Here is a 26,305-nt window from a genome sequence, read left to right as displayed (position 1 = left end):
ATTATTTGTTTAAATACAATTGTAAAAAATAAATTATGACATTAAAACGAGTTGTAGTAACAGGTTTGGGCGCAATAACACCTATTGGAAACAACATCCAGGAATACTGGAATGCTTTAATCAATGGCGTTAGTGGTGCGGCTCCAATTACCTATTACGATACCGAAAAGCATAAAACAAAATTTGCCTGCGAAGTCAAAAACTTCAATATTGAAGATTATATGGACCGCAAGGAATCTAGAAGAATGGACAAATTTGCACAGTATGCTGTTGCAGCAAGTCAGGAAGCCATTGCAGATGCCGGAATTACAGATACTAATGTTGACAAACAAAGAGTTGGTGTAATTTGGGGCGCCGGAATTGGTGGATTAGAGACTTTTCAAGAAGAAGTTATTAGTTACGCTCAAGGCGATGGAACGCCACGTTTCAATCCTTTCTTTATTCCAAAAATGATTGCCGATATTGCTCCTGCTCACATTTCGATGCGAAATGGATTTATGGGGCCAAATTATACTACTGTTTCTGCTTGTGCTTCTTCAGCCAATGCGATGATTGATGCTTTCAACTACATTCGTTTGGGAATGTGTGATGTCATTATTTCCGGTGGTTCTGAAGCGGCAGTTACTATTGCCGGAATGGGCGGATTTAACTCAATGCAGGCTTTATCAACAAGAAATGATAGTCCGGAAACGGCTTCGAGACCTTTTGACGCAACCCGTGACGGATTTGTTCTTGGTGAAGGTGCCGGTGCATTGGTTCTTGAAGAATACGAACACGCAAAAGCGCGTGGTGCTAAAATATATTGTGAAATCGGCGGTGGCGGAATGTCGTCAGATGCTTATCACTTAACCGCTCCACATCCGGAAGGAATTGGCGTTATCGCGGTTATGAATAATACACTTCGCGATGCCGGAATGAAACCTGAGCAAGTTGATCATATAAACACTCACGGAACTTCAACTCCACTTGGTGACGTTGCCGAATTAAAAGCAATCAGTGCTGTTTTTGGTGATCATGCTAAAAACATCAACATCAATTCTACCAAATCAATGACTGGTCATTTACTTGGTGCGGCTGGTGCTATTGAAGCTATTGCTTCAATTCTGGCAATGAAACACGGAATCGTTCCTCCAACAATTAACCATACTGTTGTGGACGAAAATATTGACCCAAGTTTAAACTTAACATTGAACAAAGCTCAAAAAAGAGAAATCAATGTAGCCATGAGTAATACTTTTGGATTTGGTGGACACAACGCTTGCGTTTTATTCAAAAAACTTGAAGCATAATTTCCCGTGAAAATTCTAAAAAATATATTTAAAAAATCCCGTTCGGAAGAGGACGGGATTTTTTTTACCGAAATTAAAAAGATAATAGGTTTCAAACCCCAATCTATTATTTACTACCAAAAAGCATTTACACACCGTTCGACAAATCAAATGGATTTAATAGGAAATCCGATGAATTACGAACGATTGGAATTTTTAGGCGACGCTATGTTAAGTGCTGTAATTGCTGCACATCTTTATAACAAAGCTCCGGCTGGCGATGAAGGTTATTTAACCAAAATGCGCTCCAAAATTGTGAGTCGCGAACATTTGAATGAATTGGGAAGAGACTTAAATCTAATCCGATTTGTGGAAAGTAAAGTGCCAACACAACACTTTGGTGAAAACATTCACGGGAATATTTTTGAAGCATTGGTTGGCGCAATTTTCCTTGACAAAGGCTATGATTTTTGTGAAAAATTCATTCAAAAAAGCGTCATCATCCCATATGTTGACATTGCCAAACTCGAAGGAAAAGTTATTAGCTATAAAAGCCTGCTGATTGAATGGTGTCAAAAGGAAAAGAAATCATTCAATTTTGATGTTTTTGATGACAACGGAAACGATGGTCAAAAATATTTTGGCGTTAAACTTAGTATTGATGATAAAGTAATTGCCAAAGCAAGAGCAACATCAAAAAAGAAAGCAGAAGAAAAAGCAGCACAACGCGCTTATTTTGCATTTCAGGAAAGAATCGACAAAAAATAATACAGATTCTCAAAAAACTATAACGTTTTCGTTCATAAAATATCATTTTCCTAAACTGTTGTGCGTAAATATCTGTAACAGATATACTATATTTACAACTTATAATTGCAATAATATGGCTATTCACAAATTGCATCTTGAAGAGTTCGACGATATAGATTATCAATTAATTGCTATTCATTCGACTTTAGACGATTATAGATTGGCATATTATATCAATCAAAATCTTCCAATTAATCTCCAAAAAAGCAATTGTAATATTCAGATTAGCAACAAAGAAGGTGAAACTCAGTTTACGCGTTTTGTTTTTGAAGATTCAAAAGACATTGCATGGAATTTAGTTCAGAATAAAAACGATTATTTTGTTCCTTCGCAAAATAGCAATCAGGGATTGTTTGCCGAAAGCAACAGTAATTTTTCGACAAAGATTTATTTGATTCCCGAGTTTAAAAAAGTAGATTATTTTTTAAAAATTGAAAATGGGGAAGTCAATATTGATGTGTTAAAAATTGAAAATTGTATTAAAAAAATAGACAGGGTAAGCACCGTTTACGCTGTAGAAGTAGAAAAAATAAAGTCAAAAAATAATTTAATTTTTTAAGTAGAATGCCAACTAGAAAAAAAACCAAAATTGTAGCCACACTTGGTCCGGCATGTAGTTCGAAGGAAGTGATTAAGAAAATGATCGACGCTGGAGTAAATGTGTTTCGCGTTAATTTTTCCCACGCCGATTACGCCGATGTAAAAGAAAGAATTGATATCATCAGAGGTTTGAATGATGAGTTTGGATACAATACCGCAATTTTAGCCGATTTACAAGGTCCAAAACTACGTGTTGGTGTGATGAAAGAAGATGTTGTTGTAAGTCCTGGCGATATTATCACTTTTCAAACTGCCGAAGATATTCCCGGAACAAAAGAACGTGTTTACATGAACTATAAAGAATTTCCACGTGATGTAAATCCCGGCGAATTTATTCTTTTAGATGATGGGAAATTGATGTTCGAAGCATTGGAAACTAACGGAACAACAGAAGTTGTTTGTAAAGTAATTCAAGGCGGACCATTAAAATCTAAAAAAGGAGTTAACCTTCCAAACACGAAGGTTTCGCTTCCGGCTTTGACCAAAAAAGACATCAAAGATGCGCTGTTTGCTATTGAACAAGAAGTAGACTGGATTGCACTTTCATTCGTTAGAACTCCAAAAGATTTAGAAGAATTACAGGATTTAATTGCCAAACATTCTTCTTATAAAATTCCGATTATTGCCAAAATCGAAAAACCTGAAGCCGTTGAAAACATTGATAAAATCGTAGCTTTCTGCGACGGTTTGATGGTGGCTCGTGGTGATTTGGGTGTTGAGATCCCGGCACATGAAGTTCCGTTGATTCAAAAGAAATTAATTCACAGAGCCAAAACGGCCCGAATTCCGGTAATTGTGGCAACACAAATGATGGAAACGATGATTACAAGTTTAACTCCAACACGTGCCGAAGTGAATGACGTTGCCAATTCGGTAATGGATGGCGCAGATGCGGTGATGCTTTCCGGAGAAACATCGGTTGGAAATTATCCTGTGGAAGTAATCGAAAAAATGACACAAATCATTGAAGCTGTTGAAGATTCACCATTGATTATTGTGCCTCAAAATCCGCCTCACGTAAGAACAAAACGTTTTATTACAAAATCGATTTGTTATCACGCGGCGATTATGGCCAATGAAATCAAAGCAAAAGCAATTTCAACCTTAACCAATAGTGGTTATACTGCCTTTCAAATTTCGGCCTGGAGGCCAAAATCACATATTTTAGTGTATACTTCCAACAAAAGAATATTGACACAATTGAGTTTGCTTTGGGGAGTTAACTCTTTCTTTTACGATAAATTTGTAAGCACTGATGATACCGTTGGTGATGTGAATGATATTGCCAAAGAAAAAGGATACGTAAAGAAAGGCGATATGCTTATCAATCTTGCGGCCATGCCGGTTGCAGATAAAGGAATGGTAAATACTTTGAGAGTATCTGAAATAGAATAACTAAATTTACTTTTTAAAAAATACTATTATTATGATTTCAAACAATCCGTTTTTTAAAACAAAATCGTTTAAGGAAAATAACGATGCAGTTACACATAATGCAGTTGTAATTGATCGTAATGAAACGATGACAGTTTCGGGAACTATCAATAAAAGTTTCCTGATGTTGATTTTATTAATCGCAAGTGCGGCTGTAACCTGGTCAATGCCTAATCCAATTATTTTTGCAATTGGTGGTGCCATTGTTGGTTTTGTTTTGGTCCTAATTGCTACTTTCAAACCACAATATTCCGGGTTTTTAGCACCCGGTTATGCGATTTTTGAAGGATTGTTTATTGGTGGTATTTCTGCGATTTTTGAAGTAATGTATCCAGGAATTGTGATACAAGCTGTTAGTTGCACTTTTGTAACTTTTATGGTTTGTTTTGCACTTTATAAATATGAAATTGTAAAAGTTACTGAAAAATTTAAATCTGTTGTTCTTGCTGCAACGTTGGCAATTGCAACTTATTATTTGTTTTCATGGCTGTTATCAATGTTTACAAGTTTCCAACCTGTTCATTATGGAAATTCTATGATGAGTATTGGAATCAGCGCTTTTGTAATCGTAATTGCTGCTTTGAATCTGTTCTTAGATTTCGATCAAATCGAAAAAGGAGCACAACAAAAAATGCCAAAATACATGGAATGGTATGGCGCAATGGGATTAATGATTACGTTAGTTTGGTTGTATATCGAATTCTTAAGATTGTTATCAAAACTTAACAGAAAATAATCTTTCACAAATAAATATAAAACCAGTCTCGTTTTAAGACAAGACTGGTTTTTTTATGCTTAAAACTCGAATCTTAACTGAACAACAACTGCTTTTTTGATTTCGGTATTTAAGTTGTTTAGCGAAATTCCGAGTAGTCGAACTGATTCTTTCATTCGTTCCTGATATAATAGCTCTTTCGCAGTCTCCAGAATCAATCCTTTATCAGAAATAAAGTAAGGCAGGGTTTTACTTCGTGTTTGTGTTGTAAAATCGCTGTATTTGATTTTGAGTGTTACCGTTTTTCCTGAAATGTTATATTTCTTCAATCGATTTTCAAGTTCGGATGCTATGCGTTCCAGTTTTTCCATCATGAAAATTTCAGAAGTCAGGTTTTCATTGAATGTATGTTCCGCCGCAACCGATTTTGTAATTCGGTTTGGTTTTACCTGACTGTTGTGAATGCCGCGGACAATATTATAAAAGTGCAAACCGCTTTTGCTAAAGTGTTCTTCAAGAAATTCGCTTGTTTTTGATTTCAGATCTTTCCCTGTAAAAATCCCTAGATGGTACATTCGGTCTGTTGTGACTTTTCCAATGCCGTAGAATTTTTTGATATCCAGGTTTTCCAGAAAGCTTTCCACTTCTTCCGGATTTACCGTTTTTTGTCCGTTTGGTTTGTTATAATCGCTGGCAACTTTGGCCACAAATTTATTTACCGAAATTCCGGCTGAAGCAGTTATTCCGACTTCATCAAAAATTCGCTTTCTGATTTCCTGTGCGATTAATGATGCGCTTGGATTTCCTTTTTTGTTTTGGGTAACATCAAGATATGCTTCGTCCAAAGATAAAGGTTCGACCAAATCGGTGTATTCGTAAAATATTTTTCTAATCATTTTAGAGATTTCCGTATAACGCTCGAATCTTGGCCGGACGAAAATCAAATCGGGACAATTCCTTTTGGCCTGAACGCCGCTCATAGCACTTCTTACTCCAAACTTTCGAGCTTCATAACTTGCCGCCGAAACAACGCCGCGTGTTTCACTTCCTCCAACAGCCAAAGGCTTTCCTTTCAACTCAGGATTATCCAATTGCTCGACAGAAGCATAAAATGCATCCATGTCGATATGAATAATTTTTCTTTGTAGAATCGGTTCAGCCATATCGCAAATTTATAATATATTTACCTCGCCAAGTGTTTATTTTTTATTGGTGTTCGGTGAATGCTTCGCATTTGACCAAATAGCCCAGATTGAAACGGCATCCTTTTTTGGTTTTTTTAAATCAAAAAAGATATAGTGAAAAGCTGGAAATAGCTCCTGAAATGAATTCAGTATAAATCCTAAAAAATGGTAGAAATAGAACGTAAATTTTTAGTGCTTTCGAATGATTTTCTGCAAGAAGCTTTTGCTAAAAAAAGAATCGTTCAGGCCTATTTGAATTCAAATCCGGAGCGAACAGTTCGTGTCAGAATTAAAGAAGACAAAGGTTTTTTGACCATAAAAGGAAAAGGAAATGCAACTGGCACAACACGGTTGGAATGGGAAACCGAAATTCCGTTGGAAGATGCTGAAAAACTATTGATGATTTGCGAAAGCGGAACAATTGATAAAATTCGTCATGAAGTAAAAGTGGGCAATCACATTTATGAAGTTGATGTTTTTGCGGGCGAAAATGAAGGCTTAGTTTTTGCCGAAATCGAATTGCAATCCGAAAATGAATCTTTTGAAAAACCAAGTTGGCTTGGTAAAGAAGTAACTAACGATGAACGTTTTTATAATGCTTATTTGAGTATAAAACCGTTTAAGAGCTGGTGATTATTTTAGGTCGACAATTTCAATTGTAACGATAACAACTCCTGAATTTTTATTATCTGCTAACTCCATAAAAGCTCTTCTGGTTAAATCAATTTCTCTCACTTTTGAAAATGGCCCGCGATCCGTAATTTCAACAATTACTGATTTTCCATTGGCTTCATTTGTTACTCTTACAATTGTTCCAAAAGGTAATTTTTTATGAGCCGCAGTTAATTTTGTATTGTCAAATTTTAAACCGCTTGCGGTTCTTCTTCCATTAAATTTATTGTGATAGTAAGAAGCGTGAGCATTTTTTTTATAGGGTTTAAATGCTAGACTTTTCTCTTTGTTTAATGAATCTATTTCGGTAATAATATTTCTTGCTTTGACTTTTGAAGTGTCAATTTTAACAGCTGTGATTGTCTTTTCCGGTTCTTTTTTTTCAGAAACCTTGGCTGTTTTCGCTTTCTTTTTACCTTTTTGTTTGTGTCTGTTTTCAGCTGAAACATTACTAAATAAAGAAGTAAGCATTAAAAAAATTAGTATAAATATCTTTTTATTCATGAGTGGTATTTTAATTTGGGGGCTTGATTACAAAAAGTGTACCCTGATAAAAAAAGTCCTTTTCAGGACTTCTAGGTTTACTTTTTAAAACCACAATTTCCATGGAATTCGACTTAAAATTAACAGCAATCCTAAACCATAGAATATAAAAATGCTATTAAATTTTGCTTCACTATTAGCTGCTTTTTTATGTTTTGACCAACCAACTGTTATCAAAGTAATGGCAATTAGGTTGACTAATGGATGTTCTAATGATATCAGTCTTAACTCTGCGTTTTCCATTTGTCCAAATACTGCAAATCCTTTTGGAGAAACAAAATAAAGAATCAAACCAATTACCAATTGTATGTGTGTTGCAATAAGCCCAAACAGCGCAATTTTTCTATCTTTGGCTGTAAATTCTTTTTTAGAAGATTTCCCAATCAATGAATTTACTACTGCAAAAACTAATAATAACAAAGCTAAATAAGCCCAACCTGAATGGAATTTTTGAACAAAATTGTACATCGTTTTATTTTTTAGAGTAACAAATATAACGAAAAAGGCATAAAAAAACGGCAAACAAATTTGCCGTTTTTGATAATCATTTGTTTTTCAGAAAGTGTTTGAGTAAAAATTCTGTTGAACTGTCATGCTCTTTTACTTTCGAATCATGAATTTCATCCAAAATAGAATTGGCCAGTTGTTTTCCTAATTCAACGCCCCATTGGTCATAACTAAAAATGTTCCAGATAATTCCCTGAACAAATATTTTATGCTCATACAAAGCGATTAAAGAACCCAAAGTTTTTGGCGTGAGTTTTTCTATTAAAAAGGTATTCGTTGGTTTATTGCCAGCAAAAACCTTGAATGGAAGTAGGAAAGCTGCTTTTTCTCCAGTTATATTTTGTTTTTCAAATTCGGCTTTTACTTGCGCTTCTGTTTTGCCGTTTAACAAAGCTTCTGTTTGCGCAAAAAAGTTAGACATCAACTTGTCGTGATGATCCTGGTTTTCGTATAATGGTTTTACAAATCCGATAAAATCGGTCGGAATTAATTTTGTTCCCTGATGAATTAATTGGAAGAAAGCGTGTTGTGAATTGGTTCCGGGTTCGCCCCAAATGATTGTTCCTGTTTGGTAATTTACTGGTTTCCCATCGCGTCCAACACTTTTACCGTTGCTTTCCATAATGCCTTGTTGTAAGTACGGTGCAAGTTTTTGTAAATACTGTGTATACGGAATTAGTGCTTCGCTTTCAGCTCCAAAAAAGTTATTATACCAAATGCTTAGCAATGCTAAAATAACTGGAATATTTTCTTCAAAATCAGTCGTTTTGAAATGTTCATCCATTTCGTTGGCGCCTTTTAATAAATCATCGAAATTGTCAAATCCGACATCCAAACTTATAGATAAACCAACGGCACTCCAAAGTGAAAATCGTCCGCCAACCCAATCCCACATTGGGAAAATGTTTTTAGGATTGATGCCGAAATCGGTTACTTTTTGAATATTGGTTGAAACCGCTACAAAGTGTTTGGCAACATCTTCCTGTTTAGCAGATTTCAAAAACCAGGTTCTGATAGTTTCTGAATTGGTTAACGTTTCCTGCGTAGTAAACGTTTTTGAAACGATTACAAAAAGTGTTGTTTCTGGATTCAGTTTTTTAATGATTTCATTGACATGGTCGCCATCAACATTAGAAACAAAATGAACATTCAAATGGTTTTTATAAAACTGCAATGCTTCGACAATCATCGCCGGACCAAGATCTGAACCTCCAATTCCGATGTTTACAACATCAGTAAATGGTTTTCCGGTATATCCTTTTTTTGTTCCGGAAATAACTTCGTTACAGAAGCTTTTTATCTTATTTTTTACTTCAAAAATTTCAGGCAAGACATTTTTACCATCAACAAAAACTGTACTGTTTTGTGGCGCACGTAAAGCGGTGTGAAGTACTGCTCTGTCTTCTGTTTGATTTATATTTTCTCCCGAAAAATAACTGTCGATTGCTGATTTTAGATTTACTTCTTTGGCTAAATCCTGAAGTAATGACAGCGTTTCCTGATTGATAATATTCTTGGAATAATCAACTAAAAAATCATTCCATTGAATGTGGAGTTTTTCGGCTCTTGATTTATCATTGGCAAACATTTCCTTCATGGAAACATTTTTCATTTGAGCGTAATGCTGATTCAGTTTTTCCCAGGCCTGTGTACTGGTTGGATTTATATTTGGTAAAGCCATTTTTAAGATTTTGAATGACAAATTTACAAATATGATTGGTATAAATTTTAGTAATCTTTTACGCCAACGTTGTAGTTGTGAAAATTATTTTTTTGAAGCATCAGAAACACTATCCAATTCTCTTTTTAACGGATTCATGTATTCCATATATTTTTGTCTATACTTTGAATCCATTGGTGTTGATATTGGCAATTTCAATCTCAAAGCATCAACCTGCACACCATTTTTCCAAAAACGATAGCAAACATGTGGCCCAGTAGCTAATCCTGTACTTCCTACTTTGCCGATAACTTGTCCTTGTGTTACTCTTTGACCACGTCGAACCAATATTTTAGACATGTGTAAATACTGTGTTGAATAGGTTCTGTCGTGTTTTACTTTAACGAAATTCCCATTACCCGTTGTAAATCCGGCTTGTTCTACAACACCTGCAGCAGTTGTCATGATTGGAGTTCCTGTTGGCGCGGCATAATCTGTTCCTTTATGTGCTTTCCAGATTAACTGAACCGGATGAAATCTGTTTTTGGCAAAATGAGATGTGATATTGACGAATTTCAAGGGTGCTTTTAGGAAAAAGTTTTTTAGTGTTTTTCCTTCTTCATCAAAGTATTGCTGCTTTTTTGTATTTGCATCTGGCGCAAATGGGAAAGCATAAACTTTCTTGCCTTTGTATTCAAAAAATGCCGCTTTCAAACTATCAACACCATCATAAATAGTATCATTGATGTATCTTTCTGTAAATTTTAAAGCAAACTTATCTCCTTTTTTTAATTTGAAAAAGTCGATGGACCAGGCATAAATTTTAGCTATTCTTGGTGCTAATGCCGGGTCGACTTTTAAATTTTCAAGCGTTCCTGATAGCGAACCATCTAATGCACCTGCAATTGTTCGGGATTTGAATGTTAATGGTTTTGTTTTTTTATGTGCTACGATTGAATCTCTGAAATCAATAACATAGAAATTCAATTTGTCAGGCTGGTAGATAAAAACCTGAATTTTATTGGTTTTGTCTTTGCTTCTAAGTATCGTAAATGGTTTCCCTTTTCGGATACTTCTAACGTCAAAAGTATCTTTTACTTTGGCTACTATATCGTAAACTTCATTTCCGTTAAGGTTTTGTTTTTCTAATAAACTTCCAAAAGTATCACCTGATTTTATGGTGTCGTTAACCATATTGAAATCACGCATATCGAATCCAAATTCGACCATTTTTGGTCTGGCTTTTGGAACAACAGTTTCTTCTTCTTTAGCTTTATTACATGAAGTTATGAATGTTGACAGAAGAAAAATCAGAAATAATTTTTGAAAGATTTTTGACATCATGCTTAACTATACTCCTTCGCCCCAGTTTTTTAATTCTTCTTCGCTCCATAATTCCGGGAAAAATATTCTGCGTTGGTATTTAGGATGCATGTATTTTTTCCAATCACTTCCGCCTGTTGCTTCACCTGAACCTTTCCCGCTGTCGATATACTTTCTGGCAGCATTCAAATGTCCCATTACCCAAGTAACATTAATTGTATGGTCATAATGACGCATGGCTTTTACTAATTCGCTGTCTTTTTGGTCAGCTTCGGGCAATTGCTTGAATTTTTGCCAAATATTAATGGTGTTGTATTCTTCCATATAGCGAAGAAATTCTTCACGATATTTTCTTTCGAATTCTAAAATTAAAAATGATTTGTGACCTGTTTGATGATCTTTCCCTGCTGCCTGCCAATACAAATGTTCAAAGGCATGAGAATAAGGCGTATTTCTATCAATAGAAGCTCTGAATCGGTAATCGATAAGGTTTATCAGATCTGTAGAAGCAAATTCTATCATTCGGTATTGTGCACTTTGAAACCCGCTTGCCGGCGTTAGTGTATTTCTGAATTTCATATATTGTTCTACTTCCATTCCGTCGCCCATGATGTCGAACGAAGTTGTCAACATATCAAAATAGCGGCTGATTCTTCTCAGTTTTTCGGTAAAGTAATCTGTTTTTGGTTTATCAGTATGACACAGTTGGTTTATTTCCCAAAGTATCATTTTGAATAACAATTCATTTACTTGATGATACATGATAAAAACCATTTCATCAGGAAGAACTGTTCTTTGTATTTGTAAATTGAGTAAAGCATCGGTTTGAATATAATCCCAATAGGTTATTGGCTTTGCCCAAACTAAACCTTCGAGATGTGTTTCGGTTTTTTGATTTATGGCACCAAATTTTTGGTCTAATGCATCTAATACTGAATCTGAATTTGTTTTACTATTCATTATTTTAATTTAACCATGAATGGATTTTTTAATCCTTTGTATCCTTCTAAATCGGCTTTTATAGATCCAACTGCTAAGCTGGCTTTTATTCTCAACGGAATTTTGTTGTCATCATCAGAAATCCAGACAGTTAAGCTTTCCTCTTCTTTGAAAACCCTTCCCGACTGAACAATTGGTCTAAACATCATTGTTGGAGAGCTCCCAAATTTAGTTTTTAAAGTTTCTCTGCCTATAAATTTTAACTTAAACTTATACACTTCATCATCAAAAAACATATCTACGACAATTGATTCTCCAACTTTCAATTTGTCAATGTTTGGATGATTTCTTAAAAAGTAAAACGTTGAAATTATATCCTGAACGTTCTCGGTAACAGAAATCGTTTTCTCAGTTTTCTTTTTATAATCTTTTACCAGAACCTTGTTGACATCCTGATTAAAAAATCCTTCCTCGTTTTTTGTGTAGCCGCCTTCGTCAATTTTTCTAACAAATTGAAAAGGCTTGTTGGTCACTTTATCAAAATAGCTTTCATAGTTATCATCTACCTTAAAGAAAAAACGTGACATTCCGACAGTATATCCTTTACCAATAGCATGATATATCTTTTTATTGCCTCTAATGGCTTCTTTTACTTCGAGAGTTGCATATCCTGCATTTACAAATCCGTAATGTATCCTGAACTTAAACCATTCACCTGAATCGTAGGCGTCAGGCTTTTGAGAATCAAAACTTACAGTGATAAAAACCAATAATAATAAAAAATATTTTTTCATGGGTGCAATTGTTTTTTATGCTGCATTTGCAATATCTGTTCCAAATGTACCAAAACAAAAAAACCCAGTCAAATTAATGACTGAGTTTTTATGCTATTAACCAACCAAAAAACTATAAATTATGAAAATTTATCCAAAAATCAGAGGAAACCACTCCTCATTTTTTTGATGGTGCAAATATACTTCAAACTGTTGCGTAATTACAAGCAATTTATCAACTTTAACACTTAATTAATAAAATATGGCTTATTCATCGATTGTTTTTTAAATAATATTCAAAGAAATACGCTTTTTGCAAAATTCCTCGCAACATTTAAGTTGGTTTGGAATAAGTTGATAATTTATTTTCTTGTGATGCATTTCAGAAATGTATTTGCACAAAAAAAGGAGTAAAACTCCTTTCCCTGATAAATAAAAAAACATAAATATGCTTTCTAATGTTTTAAAACTCCCCGCAATCCAAAAAGCAGAATAATGCCAAAAAGAATCAACCCAAAACTTGCTATATAACCATGATACATGCCGTAATATCCTTTATACTTGGTTTTTAAATTCATTCTTTTATAATATAGCACGCCTAATATAATTAAAGCCAGACCAACTAATTTTTCTAAATAAATATTCATTTGAATAATTATAGCGTTCCTCGCAACATTTGTTCTCTTTCGATAGATTCAAATAATGCTTTGAAATTTCCGGCGCCAAAACCTCTGGCACCCATTCTTTGGATGATTTCGAAGAACAATGTTGGTCTGTCTTCGATAGGCTTGGTAAAGATTTGCAACAAATAACCTTCTTCATCTGCGTCAATCATAATACCCAATCTTTGAAGTTCGTTGATATCTTCTTTGAACTTATGCATATGATCTTTCAAGCGCTCAGGGATTGCATCATAGTATGCTTGTGGCGGAGTGCTCAAAAACTCAATTCCTCTTGAACGCATATCAGCAATTGTTTTAATGATGTCATCAGTAGCAACTGCGATATGCTGAATACCTGCACTTTCGTAGAAGTCTAGATACTCCTCAATTTGCGAACGCTTTTTTCCTTCTGCAGGTTCGTTGATTGGGAATTTAATTCTTCCGTTGCCGTTGCTCATTACTTTACTCATCAAAGCTGAGTATTCTGTAGTGATTTGCTTGTCATCAAACGAAAGGAAGTTTACAAATCCCATTACATCTTCGTACCATTTTACCCAGGTATTCATTTCATTCCAGCCAACATTTCCAACCATGTGATCAACATATTTCAAGCCAACCGGAGCCGGATTGTAATCTGATTTCCATTCTTTGTAACCTGGTAAAAATGCTCCTTTATAGTTTTTGCGCTCTACAAACATGTGAACGGTTTCGCCATAAGTGTAAATTCCAGCGCGAACAACTTCTCCGTGTTCGTCAGTTTCAACAGTTGGTTCCATAAATACCCTGGCGCCACGTTTTGTAGTTTCTTCAAATGCAGAACGAGCATCTTCAACCCAAAGGGCAACGACTTTAACTCCATCACCGTGTTTTTTTACGTGTTCTCCAATTGGGGAATCGCTTTTTAAAGCTGTTGTCAATACCAAACGGATTTTATCCTGTTTCAAAACATAAGATGCTCTGTCTTTCAATCCGGTTTCTAATCCGGCGTAGGCATGTGACTGAAATCCAAAAGCTGTTTTGTAAAAGTGAGCAGCTTGTTTGGCGTTACCAACATAAAATTCTACGTAATCTGTTCCTAAAAGCGGAAGGAAATCCTGTGCGCCTTCAAATATTTTTTCTAGTCCGTATTCTACGGATTTTATTTCTTTACTCATATTCTATTTTTTGCCACGAATGCACGAATGCTTCAGTCGTGAAGTTTAAAATTTATTTTTTTAGCCCCGATTGCAGCTGGCTACCGTGTAGCGCGGAAAGCGGGAAATAGCTCCTGAAATAAACTCAGGATGAATCCAAATTATTCTAACCAGGATTGATAGTATTTCCCATCGTCTAATCCCATCGCTTCTTCTGTCACCATTAATGGACGGAAAGTATCAACCATAACGGCTAATTCCTGAGTTTCTTTGTGTCCAATGCTTCTTTCCATTGCGCCTGGTGCCGGACCGTGGGGAATTCCTTTTGGATGTAACGTAATATAACCAACTTCGATATTATTTCGTGACATAAAATCGCCGTCAACATAATACAAAACCTCATCGCTGTCGATATTGCTGTGATTGTATGGTGCAGGAATCGCTTTTGGATGATAATCATACATTCTTGGCACGAATGAACAAACCACAAAAGTTGATGTTTCAAATGTCTGATGAACCGGTGGCGGCTGATGAACACGTCCTGTTATTGGTTCAAAATTATGAATGCTGAATCCATATGGGAAATTATAACCATCCCAACCTACAACGTCGAAAGGATGTGTAGCATAAACAACCTCGTGTATCATGCCTTCCTTTTTGATTTTGATTAGAAAATCTCCTTTTTCGTCATGTGTTTCCAGCTCACTTGGCAATTTAAAATCGCGTTCGCAAAATGGCGAATGTTCCAAATGTTGTCCAGATGCATTTTTGTATCGTTTTGGCGTATAAAAAGGCGCAAAAGATTCTACATAAAACAATCGGTTATCTTCAGTGTCAAACTCGATTTGATAGATGATTCCGCGTGGAATGATAAGATAATCTCCGTATTCAAATGGAATATTTCCCATCATCGTGCGCAACTTTCCTTTTCCTTTATGGATAAAAATTAGTTCATCGGCATCGGCATTTTTATAGAAATATGCTGTCAGTGATTTTTTTGGCGCTGCCAATCCAATCGTGCAATCTCTGTTGACCAACATGGCTTTTCGGCTATCGAGAAAATCATCTTCCGGTTTTAATTCAAAACCTTTCAGAAGCAATGATTTTATGTTTTTGCCAATGGCAATTTTTGGTTCAACTGAATATGATTTAGTTATTTCCTTGACTTGCGTTGGTCTGTGAACATGGTATAACAACGAAGCATGTCCGTGAAATCCTTCGGTACCAAAAAGCTGTTCGTAGTACAAACCGCCGTTTGGTTTTTCAAACTGTGTGTGTCTTTTTTGTGGAAAATCGCCAAGTTTATGATATAGTGGCATAATAGTTAATTTGAAAATTTGAAAATGAGATAATTTGAAAATGAAAATACGATTCTCACTCCGGATTTCTTTTAATCAGAAATTTTAAATGTGCTAATAGATTGCTCCAAGTTTTCATGTACACAAATATCGGAAAAATTTAAATTTTGGAATTGTTTATTGTGAAATATTTGTAAAAGAGAAAAGGTATTGAAAATTTGATGACTCAAGCTTTCAATACCTTTTATAATTTATGTTCTGAATTTATCTTGCTTTTTTAAAGCTATAAGCATAAATCAACGCGTGTACCGCAGCAAATGCTAAAGAGAAATAAAACAAGAACAAGTCATCAATATTTGGATCGGAATGGTGAACATACGCAATAACAATCAATGCGAAAACCATTCCCAATCCCGTACCCGCAACAGTTTTATAATTACTTAAGCTGAAAGCACCTTTGTTTAACAAACTGTGTTTCATTCCGTAGAATAAATACAAATCAAATCCAATCATCATCCAAACGATAAGTCTAATCCATGTATCCAATGGCAAAAACACCATCATGAATAAACACACCAAAACTCCGGCAATTGGTACAAATGGTACTAAAGGTGTTCTGAAAGCTCTTGGAGCATCCGGCATTTTTTTACGCATGATTAAAACTCCGATACATACTAAAATAAACGCAAACAATGTTCCGATACTGGTCATTTCACCGACAACTCTTGCCGGAACAAATGCTGCAAAAAGACTCACAATCACCATGAACAATAAATTGTTTTTTGCCGGAGTTCTGAATTTAGCATGTACTTCAGAGAATACTTTTGGCATAAGACCATCTTTACTCATTGAGAAAAACACACGACTTTGTCCCATTAGCATTACTAAAATAACGGAAGCATAACCTCCTAAAATTGCCAGAAGAATAGCAGTGTTTAACCAAGGATACGCCGGAGTAATCATTCCGTTAGCGCCAACAGTTCCCATTGATTCAACTGCAATAGCTACAGGAGCAATTCCGTCTTTACCCGCAAAAGCCTGATAGTTTACAACTCCAGTCATTACGTGAGCGAAAAGAATATATAAGATTGTACAAATTCCTAATGATAATAATATCCCGATTGGCATATCGCGTTTTGGATTTTTTGCTTCCTGAGCTGCAGTAGAGACAGCATCAAAACCAATGTAAGCAAAGAATACAATTGCGGCAGCTCTAATGATTCCGGAAAATCCAAATTCTCCAAATTTACCTGTGTTTTCAGGAATGTATGGTGTATAATTTTCTGGTTTTATGTATTGCCATCCCACAGCGATAAATACCAAAACAACAGTAACTTTTAATAAAACTATAATACTATTTACAAAAGCAGATTCTCTGGTTCCACGGATTAAGATTAGTGACATTATCATTACGATAACCACTGCGGGAACATTTATTATTCCGCCTTCAAATGGAGACAGCATAAAAGAATCGCTGATATGAATTCCGTAACCGCTTAAAAATTTCCCAAAATACCTCGACCAGCTAATGGATACGGTGGCGGCACCAACGGCATATTCCAAAACTAAATCCCAACCAATAATCCAGGCTACAAATTCTCCCATTGTTGCAAATGAATAGGTGTAAGCACTTCCTGCAACAGGAATCATTGATGAAAATTCAGCATAACATAATCCTGCAAAAATGCAACCGAATGCTGCTACAAGAAATGAAATTGTAATGGCCGGACCAGCATTCATAGAGGCTGCCAAACCTGTAATTGAAAATAATCCTGCCCCAATAATTGCTCCAATTCCTAAAGCAACTAATCCTGATGCTGTCAATGTTTTCTTTAATCCTTTTTCAGAATCTGATGCCTCATTCAGTAATTGAGACAGTGGTTTTCTTTTCCAAATAGACATATGGTGGTTTTTTAGTTAATAGTTTACTAGCTTCAAATATAGTTTTTTATTTTAATAAAGATATAAAGAATTGTTTTGGCTTAAAATGAGAATCCGACGGTGAAATAGGCATATCCTTTACGGAGTTCAGGCGACCACGAATACTTTATTTCAACTGGTCCGATTATCGATTCCAAAGCATAGCCAATAGCATAGCCATTATAAGTCGGTTTGGAAAGCCAGTTCCCATTTTCAAACAATCCGTCCTGAGCATTGGCATAATTTGCCGCAAAATTTATATGGTTTTTTTTGTAAATCTCATAATCCAAAGTGAAGCATGATTTTATATAACTATCGGCAGCAATGCTTAAATAATCATAACCATAAAAATATTCGAAGTTATTAACCTTGTTGAATCCGTAACCTCCCAAAACGAAATCAAAAAAATGCACGCTTTCTTCTCCAATCGTAAATCCACCTTCTGATTGAACTTTTAGCGTTAGCTTTTTATAAATGGTTTTAGCAAAACCAATTTCGCCTTTTGCAATCGAGTAGCGGCTGAATTCTTTTGTATAATCAGAAGAATGAAGATATGACTGAAAATCCCCGGAAAACATCCATCCTTTCTTTGGAAATAACTTATTGTCATAGGAATCATAAGTCAGATAACCAAAAGCACTAAGATAACTGCTTTTTTCAAATGTTGGATTTGTCCCGATTAAATTATCTGATTGTATTTTTAGATATTTATGCTCAATTCCGGCTCCAATCAAAAACTTCTGAATGAAAACGGTTTGCAAATATGCCTGATTTGTAAAATCCTGAAAGTCAACATTTATGCTGTTTAGCCCCAGCAAACTAAGTAGTTCGCCGTTTCTGAAATCTGTGGTTGAGTTTTTATTAAAAGTATTGTAACGAGATTTCACGCCGAAACTCCAATAAAAACCATTGTCTATATAATAATCCAAATTGTATCTGATATTATCGCCAAGTATTAGATCAAAAGACAAAACGTCATTTTTAAACAGCGATTTTTTCTGTGTAATATTCGCCAAAACACCACTTTTATATAAGCCATCGTAATGAATGCCAAACTTCAAAAAGGTAGTTACCGGATTTTCTGTCAGTGTTAACTTTAGTTCATCTTCATTCTCTTTACCCTCTATGGTATAGCTGATTCTGCTGAAATTCTGGGTAGCATTGATGTTATTTATCCCGGTTTTTAAATCTTCATAACAGATTGTTTTCCCGTTTTTGAACTGAAGCTTCCCCAAAACATAAGCTCGGGTATAATTGTCCAATTTATTAATCGTAATGCTTTTTATTTTTAGGGAATCTGATGTGATTTTTACACTTTTTATCTTGTAAGTCTGTGTAGTGTCGGCTAATTTTTTAATTTGTTCATACACTGCAAATGAGGCTTCTTCTCCTTTTTTAATAATTTCTCTTCCTTCACTAAATGAAATCACGCCATAGTTTGAAACATCGGGTTTTATGTAAATGTCAGTTAGCCTTTGCTTGTTTTTCATTTCCCTGATCATATCAAGGTTGGTAATCTGAACCAAAATCCGTGTAGCATCTTTTAGTGACTTACGGTCTTTTAAGTCATCCTGCACATCAACTCCAATGACAATATCGGCACCCATTTTGCGAATTTCTTCCACAGGATAATTATTGATAACGCCGCCATCAATTAATAATTTCCCGTCAATTTCTACTGGAGAAAATAAAGATGGAAATGCAGAGCTGGCCAACATGGCCTGAGCCAGATAACCATGGTCCAAAATTACCGCTTCCCCTTTTTCAATATCGGTGGCAACACACAAAAACGGAATTGGGAGTTTTCGGAAATCCCTAACGTCTCTTACTTTGTGAGTGAGTTTTGACAATAAACTATAATTGTACATTCCTTTGGAAAAAGCTATCGGAATTCCGATTTTAAGCTTATTAAATGGTAACGAAATGGCATAAATTTGGTCATTTCGTTTTTCGTAAAAACTTTTGGAAGAACGCGGAATATAATCCTGAAGCAATTCATCAAAATTTGTGTTATAAAAAATAGAATCTATTTGCGTGGCGCTATAACCAGAAGCATACAAACCTCCAACAACTGCACCCATACTGGTTCCGGCAATGTAATCGATTTTCACACCAGCTTGCTCCAGCACTTTTAAAACCCCGATATGAGCAAATCCTTTGGCACCACCACCACTAAGAACCAAGCCGATTTTGGGACGTTTTGTTTTTTCTTGAGAAAATGAAGTTTGAGAAAGTAGCAAAAAGGCAATAGGCAATAGGCATAAGCCAATAGTGGAAAATACTTTAGCAACAAAATTACTTGTGACTAATGGCTTATGGCTAATGGCTAATGGCTCTTTAAACATTTACTGCTCTTTTTGGTAAAAGTCGGAAATTTTTTTTGCTTTTGATGCTCCAACAACCTCGGAAATTTCTTTTTCTGTGGCTAATTTCAATCTTTTAACACTTTTAAAATGTTTTAGTAATGTCAGCATTGTTTTTTCACCAATTCCAGGAATCAATTCTATGGTTGAATTCAATGCCGATTTACTTCTTTTGTCACGATGATGTGTTATCCCAAAACGGTGTGCTTCGTTGCGCAATTGCTGAATGATTTTGAGCGTTTCTGATTTTTTATCCAGATATAACGGAACAGAATCGCCCGGATAAAACAATTCTTCCAATCGTTTGGCGATTCCAATAATGGCTATTTTTCCTCGCAAACCCAAATCATCGATGCTTTTCAAGGCCGATGACAATTGTCCCTTTCCCCCATCGATAATAATCAATTGTGGTAACGGCTGGTTTTCGTCCAAAAGCCGTTTGTATCTTCTGTAAACCACTTCTTCCATCGATGCAAAATCATTTGGCCCTTCAACAGTTTTTATATTAAAATGGCGATAATCTTTTTTGCTTGGTTTGCCGTCTTTAAAAACAACACAAGCCGCAACAGGATTTGTTCCCTGAATGTTCGAATTATCAAAACACTCAATGTGTCTTGGCTCAACGGAAAGTCGTAAATCCTTTTGCATCTGTGCCATTATTCTATTCGTGTGGCGTTCCGGATCTACAATCTGAATTTGCTTCAGCTGTTCTAATCGCTGGTATTTGGCGTTTCTTTCAGAAAGATCTAATATCTTTTTTTTATCGCCTAACAGCGGAACAGTAACTTTTATTTTATCGCCAAAATCTAATGCAAAAGGCAGTATGATTTCTTTGGATGTCAATTGAAAACGTTCCCGAAGTTCTACAACAGCCAGTTCTAACAATTGTTCATCTGGTTCGTCAAGCTTCTTTTTGAGCTCTAGAGTAAACGACCGAATGATGGCACCATGCGAAATCTGTAAAAAGTTGACATACGCTGTAGCTTCATCTGAAACAATGGAAAACACATCAATATTCGAAATCTTAGGATTTAAAACCTGAGAATAAGATTGATAATTCTCTAAAACATGTATTTTTTCCTTGATTTTCTGAGCCGCTTCAAATTTCATTTCCGATGCATACTCATTCATCTGTTTTTTAAAATCGCGCAAGCTGTCTTTGAAGTTTCCTTTCAGAATTTGACGAATGGCATCGACTTGTTTTTGATAATGTTCCAAAGTTTCCAATCCTTCACATGGACCTTTGCAATTGCCGATATGATATTCCAAACACACTTTGTACTTATGCGATTTGATATTCGCTTCACTCAAATCATAGTTGCAGGTTCGCAGCGGATACAACTCTTTGACTAAATCTAAAATGGTATGAACTGTTTTGAAAGTGGTATACGGACCAAAATATTCCGAGCCGTCTTTAATCATTCTGCGCGTTGGAAATATTCGGGAAAAAGGTTCTTTTTTGATGCAAATCCACGGATAGGTTTTGTCATCACGCAATAACACATTGTATCGCGGCTGAAGTTTTTTTATCAGATTATTTTCAAGCAAAAGCGCATCCTGCTCTGAAGAAACGACAATATGTTTTATTGTGACAATCTTTCTGACCAACACATTGGTTTTGCCATTGTCATGTATTTTATTGAAATAGGAAGCTACTCTTTTTTTGAGGTTTTTGGCTTTGCCAACATACAGGATTTTGCCTTCTTTATCATAATACTGATACACGCCTGGATTGTCGGGCAGTGTTTGTATTTGAAGTTCGATTGAAGGAATATTCATAGTAACAAAGTTAATGTGTAAATCGTGAATTTCAAATCAATGCGATTGAATTTAATTTTTAAATTTACAGCATGAATAAAAAAGAACTCAGAGCTAAATACAAAGCCTTGCGTCAGCAATTATCTATTGACGAAATTGAAGACAAGAGTTTGGCGATTGCCAATAGAACTCTGCAGTTGGATATTTGGGAGAAAATCTATTTTCATTTATATCTGACTATTGAAGAGCTAAAAGAAGTAGAAACCGAATTCATCCTTCAGATTCTGGCTGGGAAAGACAAAGAAATATTGGTGTCAAAATGTGATTTTGAAAGCTGTGGAATGACAAATTATTTGCTAACAGATAATACCAAATTCCAAAAAAACCAATATAATATTTACGAACCAGTAGATGGGATAGAAGTTCCGAATTCCAAAGTAGAAGTGGTTTTTGTACCGCTCTTAGCGTATGACAAATTGGGAAACAGAGTAGGGTATGGTAAAGGGTTTTACGATGCTTTTTTAGCAAAGTGCCCCGAAGATGTTATCAAAGTTGGATTGTCCTTTTTTGAACCAGAAGAAATAATTGAAGAAGTTTTCCCGACTGATATCCGATTAGATTATTGTGTTACTCCAAAAACTATTCACTCGTTTAATTAGTTCCAAGAGAAGTTTTCTTAGCAAATGCTCTTTTGTTAAACACAATCAGAATTCCAACACCTGTTGAAATCGCCATGTCGGCAATGTTAAAAATAGCATTAAAAAACTTGAATGGATGTCCGCCCCAAATAGGCAGCCATTTTGGAAAATTACCTTCTAATATTGGGAAATATAACATGTCGACCACTTTACCATGAAACCAAGTGCCATAAGGGTTTTCAGAAAATAAAGTCGCTACATTATTGTAGCTATTATCGAAAATAACACCATAAAAAACAGAATCAATAATGTTCCCAACGGCACCAGCAAAAATCAGGGCAATCGCAACCATTAAATAATTAGAACTGTGTTTGGTGCTTGCGTCATACAACCAATAGCCAATTCCAAAAACTGCTAAGATTCTAAAAACAGTTAATATTAATTTTCCATAAGCACCCGGGATTTTGGTTCCCCAAGCCATTCCTTCGTTTTCAATTAGTAATATTTTAAACCAACTGGCAACATCAATTTGTCCTGCCTCACCATAAACGAAGTTGGTTTTGATATAAATTTTGACGAATTGGTCAACCAATAAAATAATGGCAATGATTAAAATGGAATTTCTTAAGGACATTTATAGGGTTTTAATGGCGCAAAAATAACACTATTTTTCTAAAAAATAACGCTCCGTTTTGGAGCGTTACACTATTAATAGTAAAGTTGTTATCGTTGCAGATTTTTAGCTTCAATACTCATCGTTGCATGAGGAACAACGCGTAATCTTTCTTTCGAAATTAGCTTTCCTGTAACTTTACAAACACCATATGTTTTATTTTCAACACGGAAAAGAGCATTTTTCAAATCGCGGATAAACTTCTCCTGACGAATTGCAAGCTGTGAGTTGGCTTCTTTAGACATCGTTTCGCTGCCTTCTTCAAATGCTTTAAACGTTGGTGATGTGTCATCAGTTCCATTGTTTAAGTCATTCATATAGGCGCTCTTTATCAACTCTAAGTCAACCTTTGCCTTTTCCATTTTGTTTATGATAATTTCTTTGAACTCTGCTAAATCTGCATCTGAGTATCTCATTTTTTCTTCTACCATCTTAATTCTATTTTGAGATTAATATTCTTGTTTTTATATTGTCAAATTCTATTTCTGTACCGTTGTTCAAATCATCTACAAAAACCAATGTTTCTGTTAGTGTTTCCGATTTGATATAATTTTCATTAGCTGCAACTGCTTTTTCTAAACCGTTGTTTGTCTGCAAATGAACCTTAATTTTGTCTGTTACTTCAAATCCTGAATCTTTTCTAAGGTTTTGAATTCTGTTTACCAATTCTCTTGCTATTCCTTCTTTTATCAATTCTTCTGTAAGGGTGATGTCTAACGCAACAGTTATGCCATTTGCATTTGCCACTAACCAACCCGGAATATCCTGTGAAGAAATTTCTACATCCTCGGATGTTAAAATTATACTATTTCCTGAAATAACAAGCGATAGCTCTCCTTTACTATCCAATTCGTTGATTTGGTCTGCCGTTAAATTCTGTATCTCTTTGGCAATCAACCCCATGTCCTTACCAAAACGTGGTCCAAGTGCTTTGAAATTCGGCTTAATCTGCTTGACCAAAACGCCCGATGCATCATCTAAAAGTTCGATTTCTTTAACGTTTACTTCGGCTTTTATTAAGTCGGAAACCGCATTGATTTCTGCTTTGAAATTATCGTCAAAGGCAGGAATGATAACCTTTTGCAAAGGTTGACGCACCTTTATCATTTCCTTTTTTCGAAGTGATAAAACCAGTGACGAAACCGTTTGCGCTTTCATCATTTTGCTTTCGAGTGATTTATCAACAAAGTTTTCAACCGAAACCGGGAATTTTGCTAAGTGTACACTCGTAAATTCCTCGCTATTAGTGGTGTTGACTAAATCGCGATACAATTTGTCCATAAAGAACGGAGCGATTGGCGCCGATAGTTTTGCTACGTTTATCAAACAAGTATACAATGTTTGGTATGCCGCAATTTTATCTTTTTCGTATTCGCCTTTCCAGAATCTTCTTCTGCACAAACGAACATACCAGTTACTCAAATTTTCCTGAACGAAATCAGAAATAGCTCTCGCTGCTTTTGTTGGTTCGTAATCTGCGTAAGCATCGTCAACTACTTTTATCAACGTATGCAATTCGGATAAGATCCAACGGTCAATTTCCGGTCTTTCGTTTAACGGAATTTCCGCTTCAGCGTATTTAAAACCATCAATGTTAGCATATAACGAGAAAAACGAATAAGTATTGTATAAAGTCCCGAAGAATTTACGACGAACCTCAGCAACACCTTCGATATCAAATTTCAGGTTATCCCACGGATTTGCATTCGCAATCATATACCAACGTGTGGCATCCGGACCATATTCAGCTAAGGTTGTAAATGGATCAACGGCGTTTCCTAAACGTTTGGACATCTTTTGTCCGTTTTTGTCAAGAACCAAACCGTTTGAAACTACATTTTTATAAGCAATTTTATCAAAAACCAAAGTTCCGATTGCGTGCAACGTATAGAACCAACCACGTGTTTGGTCAACACCTTCGGCAATAAAATCGGCTGGAAAATCTTTGTTCTGGTCGATTTTGTCTTTGTTTTCAAATGGATAATGCCATTGTGCATAAGGCATTGCTCCAGAGTCAAACCAAACGTCAATCAAATCCGCTTCACGTTTCATTGGTTTACCCGATTGCGAAACTAACGTAATTGCATCAACAACATTTTTGTGCAAATCCACCAAATCATAGTTTGCTTCACTCATGTTTCCGATTTCAAAACCTTTAAAAGGATTTTCTTTTTGAAAACCTGCTGTGATAGATTTTTCGATTGCGTTGTATAATTCTTCAACAGAACCAATCAATACTTCTTCGGTTCCGTCTTCTGTTCTCCAGATTGGCAATGGAATTCCCCAATATCTTGAACGCGATAAGTTCCAGTCGTTGGCGTTTTTCAGCCAGTTTCCGAAACGGCCTTCACCGGTTGCTTTTGGCTTCCAGTTGATGGTTTCGTTTAGGTCAAACATTCTGTCTTTGACTTCGGTTACTTTAATGAACCAGGAATCTAAAGGATAATATAGTAATGGCTCGTCTGTTCTCCAACTGTGTGGATAACTGTGAACGTATTTTTCTACTTTGAAAGCTTTGTTTTCTTCTTTTAACTGGATTGCAATTTCAACATCTGCAGAACGTTCGGGTGCCTGATCAGCATCGTAATATTCGTTCTTCACATATTTCCCAGACAAATCGCCTAAGCCTTGGATAAATTTACCCTGTAAATCAACCAACGGCACTGGATTTCCATTTACATCTAAAACCAACATTGGCGGCACTTCCGGTTTTGCTTCTTTGGCGACTTTAGCATCATCCGCGCCAAATGTCGGCGCCGTGTGAACTACTCCTGTTCCATCTTCAGTAGTAACAAAATCTCCAGCAATTACCCTAAAGGCATTTTCCGGATTTTGATAGGGCAAAGCCAATGGCATTAATTGTTTATAACAAATTCCGACCAAGTCTTTTCCTTTAAATTCGGCCAAAACTTTAAATGGAATACTTTTATATCCGGCTTGGAAATTTTCAAAATCAGCAGCTTCTTCACTTGCAAAAAATCCTTTTCCGAATTGCTTTCCGACTAAGTTTTTAGCCAAAATAACTTTTACCGGAAGGAAAGTATATTGATTAAAAGTTTCCACCAAAACATAATCGATTTTTGGTCCAACTGTCAATGCTGTGTTACTTGGTAATGTCCAGGGCGTTGTCGTCCAGGCCAAAATGTGAACATCGCCAAAGCCCTGTAAAAAGCCTGGTAAGGTTTCCTGTTTTGTTTTGAATTGTGCTACAACAGTTGTATCCGTTACATCTCTATAACTTCCCGGTTGGTTTACTTCGTGAGAAGATAATCCGGTTCCGGCTTTTGGAGAATACGGCTGAATTGTGTAGCCTTTGTATAGTAAATCCTTATCGTAAATCTGTTTTAACAACCACCAAACCGATTCCATATATTTGGATTTGTAGGTCACATATGGATCTTCCATATCAACCCAATACCCCATTTTTTCGGT

The 26,305-nt window shown here is 35.7% G+C and carries 23 protein-coding genes; 7 read left to right on the top strand and 16 right to left on the bottom strand.

Annotated elements, in window-relative coordinates; translation table 11 throughout:
• Positions 1-35 precede the first annotated feature (35 nt).
• The 5 genes from fabF to ABIQ27_RS01780 all read left to right on the top strand — a co-directional run bounded on the left by fabF (position 36) and on the right by ABIQ27_RS01780 (position 4,848).
• The gene (fabF, locus tag ABIQ27_RS01800) at positions 36-1,289 is read left to right on the top strand and encodes a beta-ketoacyl-ACP synthase II (RefSeq protein WP_348031499.1); all 1,254 of its coding nucleotides are present in this window, start codon (positions 36-38) and stop codon (positions 1,287-1,289) included.
• 6 nt (positions 1,290-1,295) lie between these two features.
• Entirely contained in the window at positions 1,296-2,036 is a 741-nt protein-coding gene (gene rnc, locus ABIQ27_RS01795) for a ribonuclease III (RefSeq protein WP_348031497.1), read from the top strand.
• Between the two features lie 115 nt (positions 2,037-2,151).
• Positions 2,152-2,637, top strand: coding sequence for an IPExxxVDY family protein (locus ABIQ27_RS01790; protein WP_348031495.1), 486 nt, complete (start codon positions 2,152-2,154; stop codon positions 2,635-2,637).
• A 5-nt stretch (positions 2,638-2,642) separates the two neighbouring features.
• A complete protein-coding gene (gene pyk / locus ABIQ27_RS01785) occupies positions 2,643-4,073 on the top strand; it encodes a pyruvate kinase (protein ID WP_348031494.1) in 1,431 nt (476 codons plus the stop codon).
• A 25-nt stretch (positions 4,074-4,098) separates the two neighbouring features.
• Positions 4,099-4,848, top strand: coding sequence for a Bax inhibitor-1/YccA family protein (locus tag ABIQ27_RS01780; protein WP_348031501.1), 750 nt, complete (start codon positions 4,099-4,101; stop codon positions 4,846-4,848).
• Positions 4,849-4,907: 59 nt separating this feature from the next.
• Here the strand turns inward: ABIQ27_RS01780 and dinB are convergent, their stop codons facing one another.
• Positions 4,908-5,990: a DNA polymerase IV gene (gene dinB, locus ABIQ27_RS01775; protein WP_348031492.1), complete on the bottom strand. Its 1,083-nt coding sequence runs from the start codon at positions 5,988-5,990 to the stop codon at positions 4,908-4,910.
• A 186-nt stretch (positions 5,991-6,176) separates the two neighbouring features.
• On the opposite strand from dinB, the gene ABIQ27_RS01770 reads away from it, so the two are divergent.
• Positions 6,177-6,644, top strand: a complete 468-nt coding sequence (locus tag ABIQ27_RS01770; protein WP_348031490.1) for a CYTH domain-containing protein — start codon at positions 6,177-6,179, stop codon at positions 6,642-6,644.
• Here ABIQ27_RS01770 and ABIQ27_RS01765 read toward each other — a convergent pair whose 3' ends face one another.
• The 12 genes from ABIQ27_RS01765 to uvrC form a co-directional block, all read right to left on the bottom strand.
• Positions 6,645-7,187 (bottom strand): septal ring lytic transglycosylase RlpA family protein, encoded by a 543-nt coding sequence (locus ABIQ27_RS01765; RefSeq protein WP_348031488.1) that lies wholly within the window; start codon positions 7,185-7,187, stop codon positions 6,645-6,647.
• Between the two features lie 84 nt (positions 7,188-7,271).
• Positions 7,272-7,694: a hypothetical protein gene (locus ABIQ27_RS01760; RefSeq protein ID WP_348031486.1), complete on the bottom strand. Its 423-nt coding sequence runs from the start codon at positions 7,692-7,694 to the stop codon at positions 7,272-7,274.
• Positions 7,695-7,770: 76 nt separating this feature from the next.
• Positions 7,771-9,414 (bottom strand): glucose-6-phosphate isomerase, encoded by a 1,644-nt coding sequence (pgi, locus tag ABIQ27_RS01755; protein ID WP_348031484.1) that lies wholly within the window; start codon positions 9,412-9,414, stop codon positions 7,771-7,773.
• An 84-nt stretch (positions 9,415-9,498) separates the two neighbouring features.
• Entirely contained in the window at positions 9,499-10,737 is a 1,239-nt protein-coding gene (locus tag ABIQ27_RS01750) for a peptidoglycan DD-metalloendopeptidase family protein (RefSeq protein WP_348031480.1), read from the bottom strand.
• A gap of 6 nt (positions 10,738-10,743) precedes the next feature.
• Positions 10,744-11,676: a tryptophan 2,3-dioxygenase family protein gene (locus ABIQ27_RS01745; RefSeq protein WP_348031478.1), complete on the bottom strand. Its 933-nt coding sequence runs from the start codon at positions 11,674-11,676 to the stop codon at positions 10,744-10,746.
• Entirely contained in the window at positions 11,676-12,449 is a 774-nt protein-coding gene (locus ABIQ27_RS01740; protein ID WP_348031476.1) for a DUF3108 domain-containing protein, read from the bottom strand. The genes ABIQ27_RS01745 and ABIQ27_RS01740 overlap by 1 nt, the downstream gene beginning before the upstream one ends.
• 434 nt (positions 12,450-12,883) lie before the next feature.
• On the bottom strand, positions 12,884-13,075 hold the full coding sequence (locus ABIQ27_RS01735; protein WP_348031474.1) for a hypothetical protein: 192 nt from the start codon (positions 13,073-13,075) through the stop codon (positions 12,884-12,886).
• Positions 13,076-13,083: 8 nt separating this feature from the next.
• Positions 13,084-14,244, bottom strand: a complete 1,161-nt coding sequence (gene hppD / locus ABIQ27_RS01730) for a 4-hydroxyphenylpyruvate dioxygenase (protein WP_348031472.1) — start codon at positions 14,242-14,244, stop codon at positions 13,084-13,086.
• Positions 14,245-14,384: 140 nt separating this feature from the next.
• Positions 14,385-15,542: a homogentisate 1,2-dioxygenase gene (locus tag ABIQ27_RS01725; RefSeq protein WP_348031471.1), complete on the bottom strand. Its 1,158-nt coding sequence runs from the start codon at positions 15,540-15,542 to the stop codon at positions 14,385-14,387.
• Positions 15,543-15,785: 243 nt separating this feature from the next.
• On the bottom strand, positions 15,786-17,423 hold the full coding sequence (locus ABIQ27_RS01720; RefSeq protein ID WP_348031469.1) for an amino acid permease: 1,638 nt from the start codon (positions 17,421-17,423) through the stop codon (positions 15,786-15,788).
• An 80-nt stretch (positions 17,424-17,503) separates the two neighbouring features.
• Positions 17,504-19,786: a patatin-like phospholipase family protein gene (locus ABIQ27_RS01715; RefSeq protein ID WP_348031468.1), complete on the bottom strand. Its 2,283-nt coding sequence runs from the start codon at positions 19,784-19,786 to the stop codon at positions 17,504-17,506.
• On the bottom strand, positions 19,787-21,583 hold the full coding sequence (gene uvrC / locus ABIQ27_RS01710; protein WP_348031466.1) for an excinuclease ABC subunit UvrC: 1,797 nt from the start codon (positions 21,581-21,583) through the stop codon (positions 19,787-19,789).
• A 71-nt stretch (positions 21,584-21,654) separates the two neighbouring features.
• Between uvrC and ABIQ27_RS01705 the strand changes: the two genes are divergently transcribed.
• The gene (locus ABIQ27_RS01705; RefSeq protein ID WP_348031464.1) at positions 21,655-22,221 is read left to right on the top strand and encodes a 5-formyltetrahydrofolate cyclo-ligase; all 567 of its coding nucleotides are present in this window, start codon (positions 21,655-21,657) and stop codon (positions 22,219-22,221) included.
• Here the strand turns inward: ABIQ27_RS01705 and ABIQ27_RS01700 are convergent.
• The 3 genes from ABIQ27_RS01700 to ileS all read right to left on the bottom strand — a co-directional run.
• On the bottom strand, positions 22,214-22,834 hold the full coding sequence (locus ABIQ27_RS01700) for a lipoprotein signal peptidase (RefSeq protein ID WP_348031462.1): 621 nt from the start codon (positions 22,832-22,834) through the stop codon (positions 22,214-22,216). The genes ABIQ27_RS01705 and ABIQ27_RS01700 overlap by 8 nt on opposite strands.
• 89 nt (positions 22,835-22,923) lie before the next feature.
• Positions 22,924-23,304 carry a TraR/DksA C4-type zinc finger protein gene (locus tag ABIQ27_RS01695; protein WP_136150994.1) on the bottom strand — a complete coding sequence of 127 codons (381 nt, stop codon included), beginning with the start codon at positions 23,302-23,304 and terminating at the stop codon, positions 22,924-22,926.
• Positions 23,305-23,311: 7 nt separating this feature from the next.
• Positions 23,312-26,305, bottom strand: a 2,994-nt coding sequence (ileS, locus tag ABIQ27_RS01690) for an isoleucine--tRNA ligase (RefSeq protein ID WP_348031460.1), incomplete at its 5' end; no start/stop codon positions are given.

It is taken from the genome of Flavobacterium sp. (assembly GCF_039916025.1).
Taxonomy (GTDB): domain Bacteria; phylum Bacteroidota; class Bacteroidia; order Flavobacteriales; family Flavobacteriaceae; genus Flavobacterium.
The sequence above is the reverse complement of the archived record's forward strand: the minus strand, read 5'-3'. Positions and strand labels throughout refer to the sequence as shown.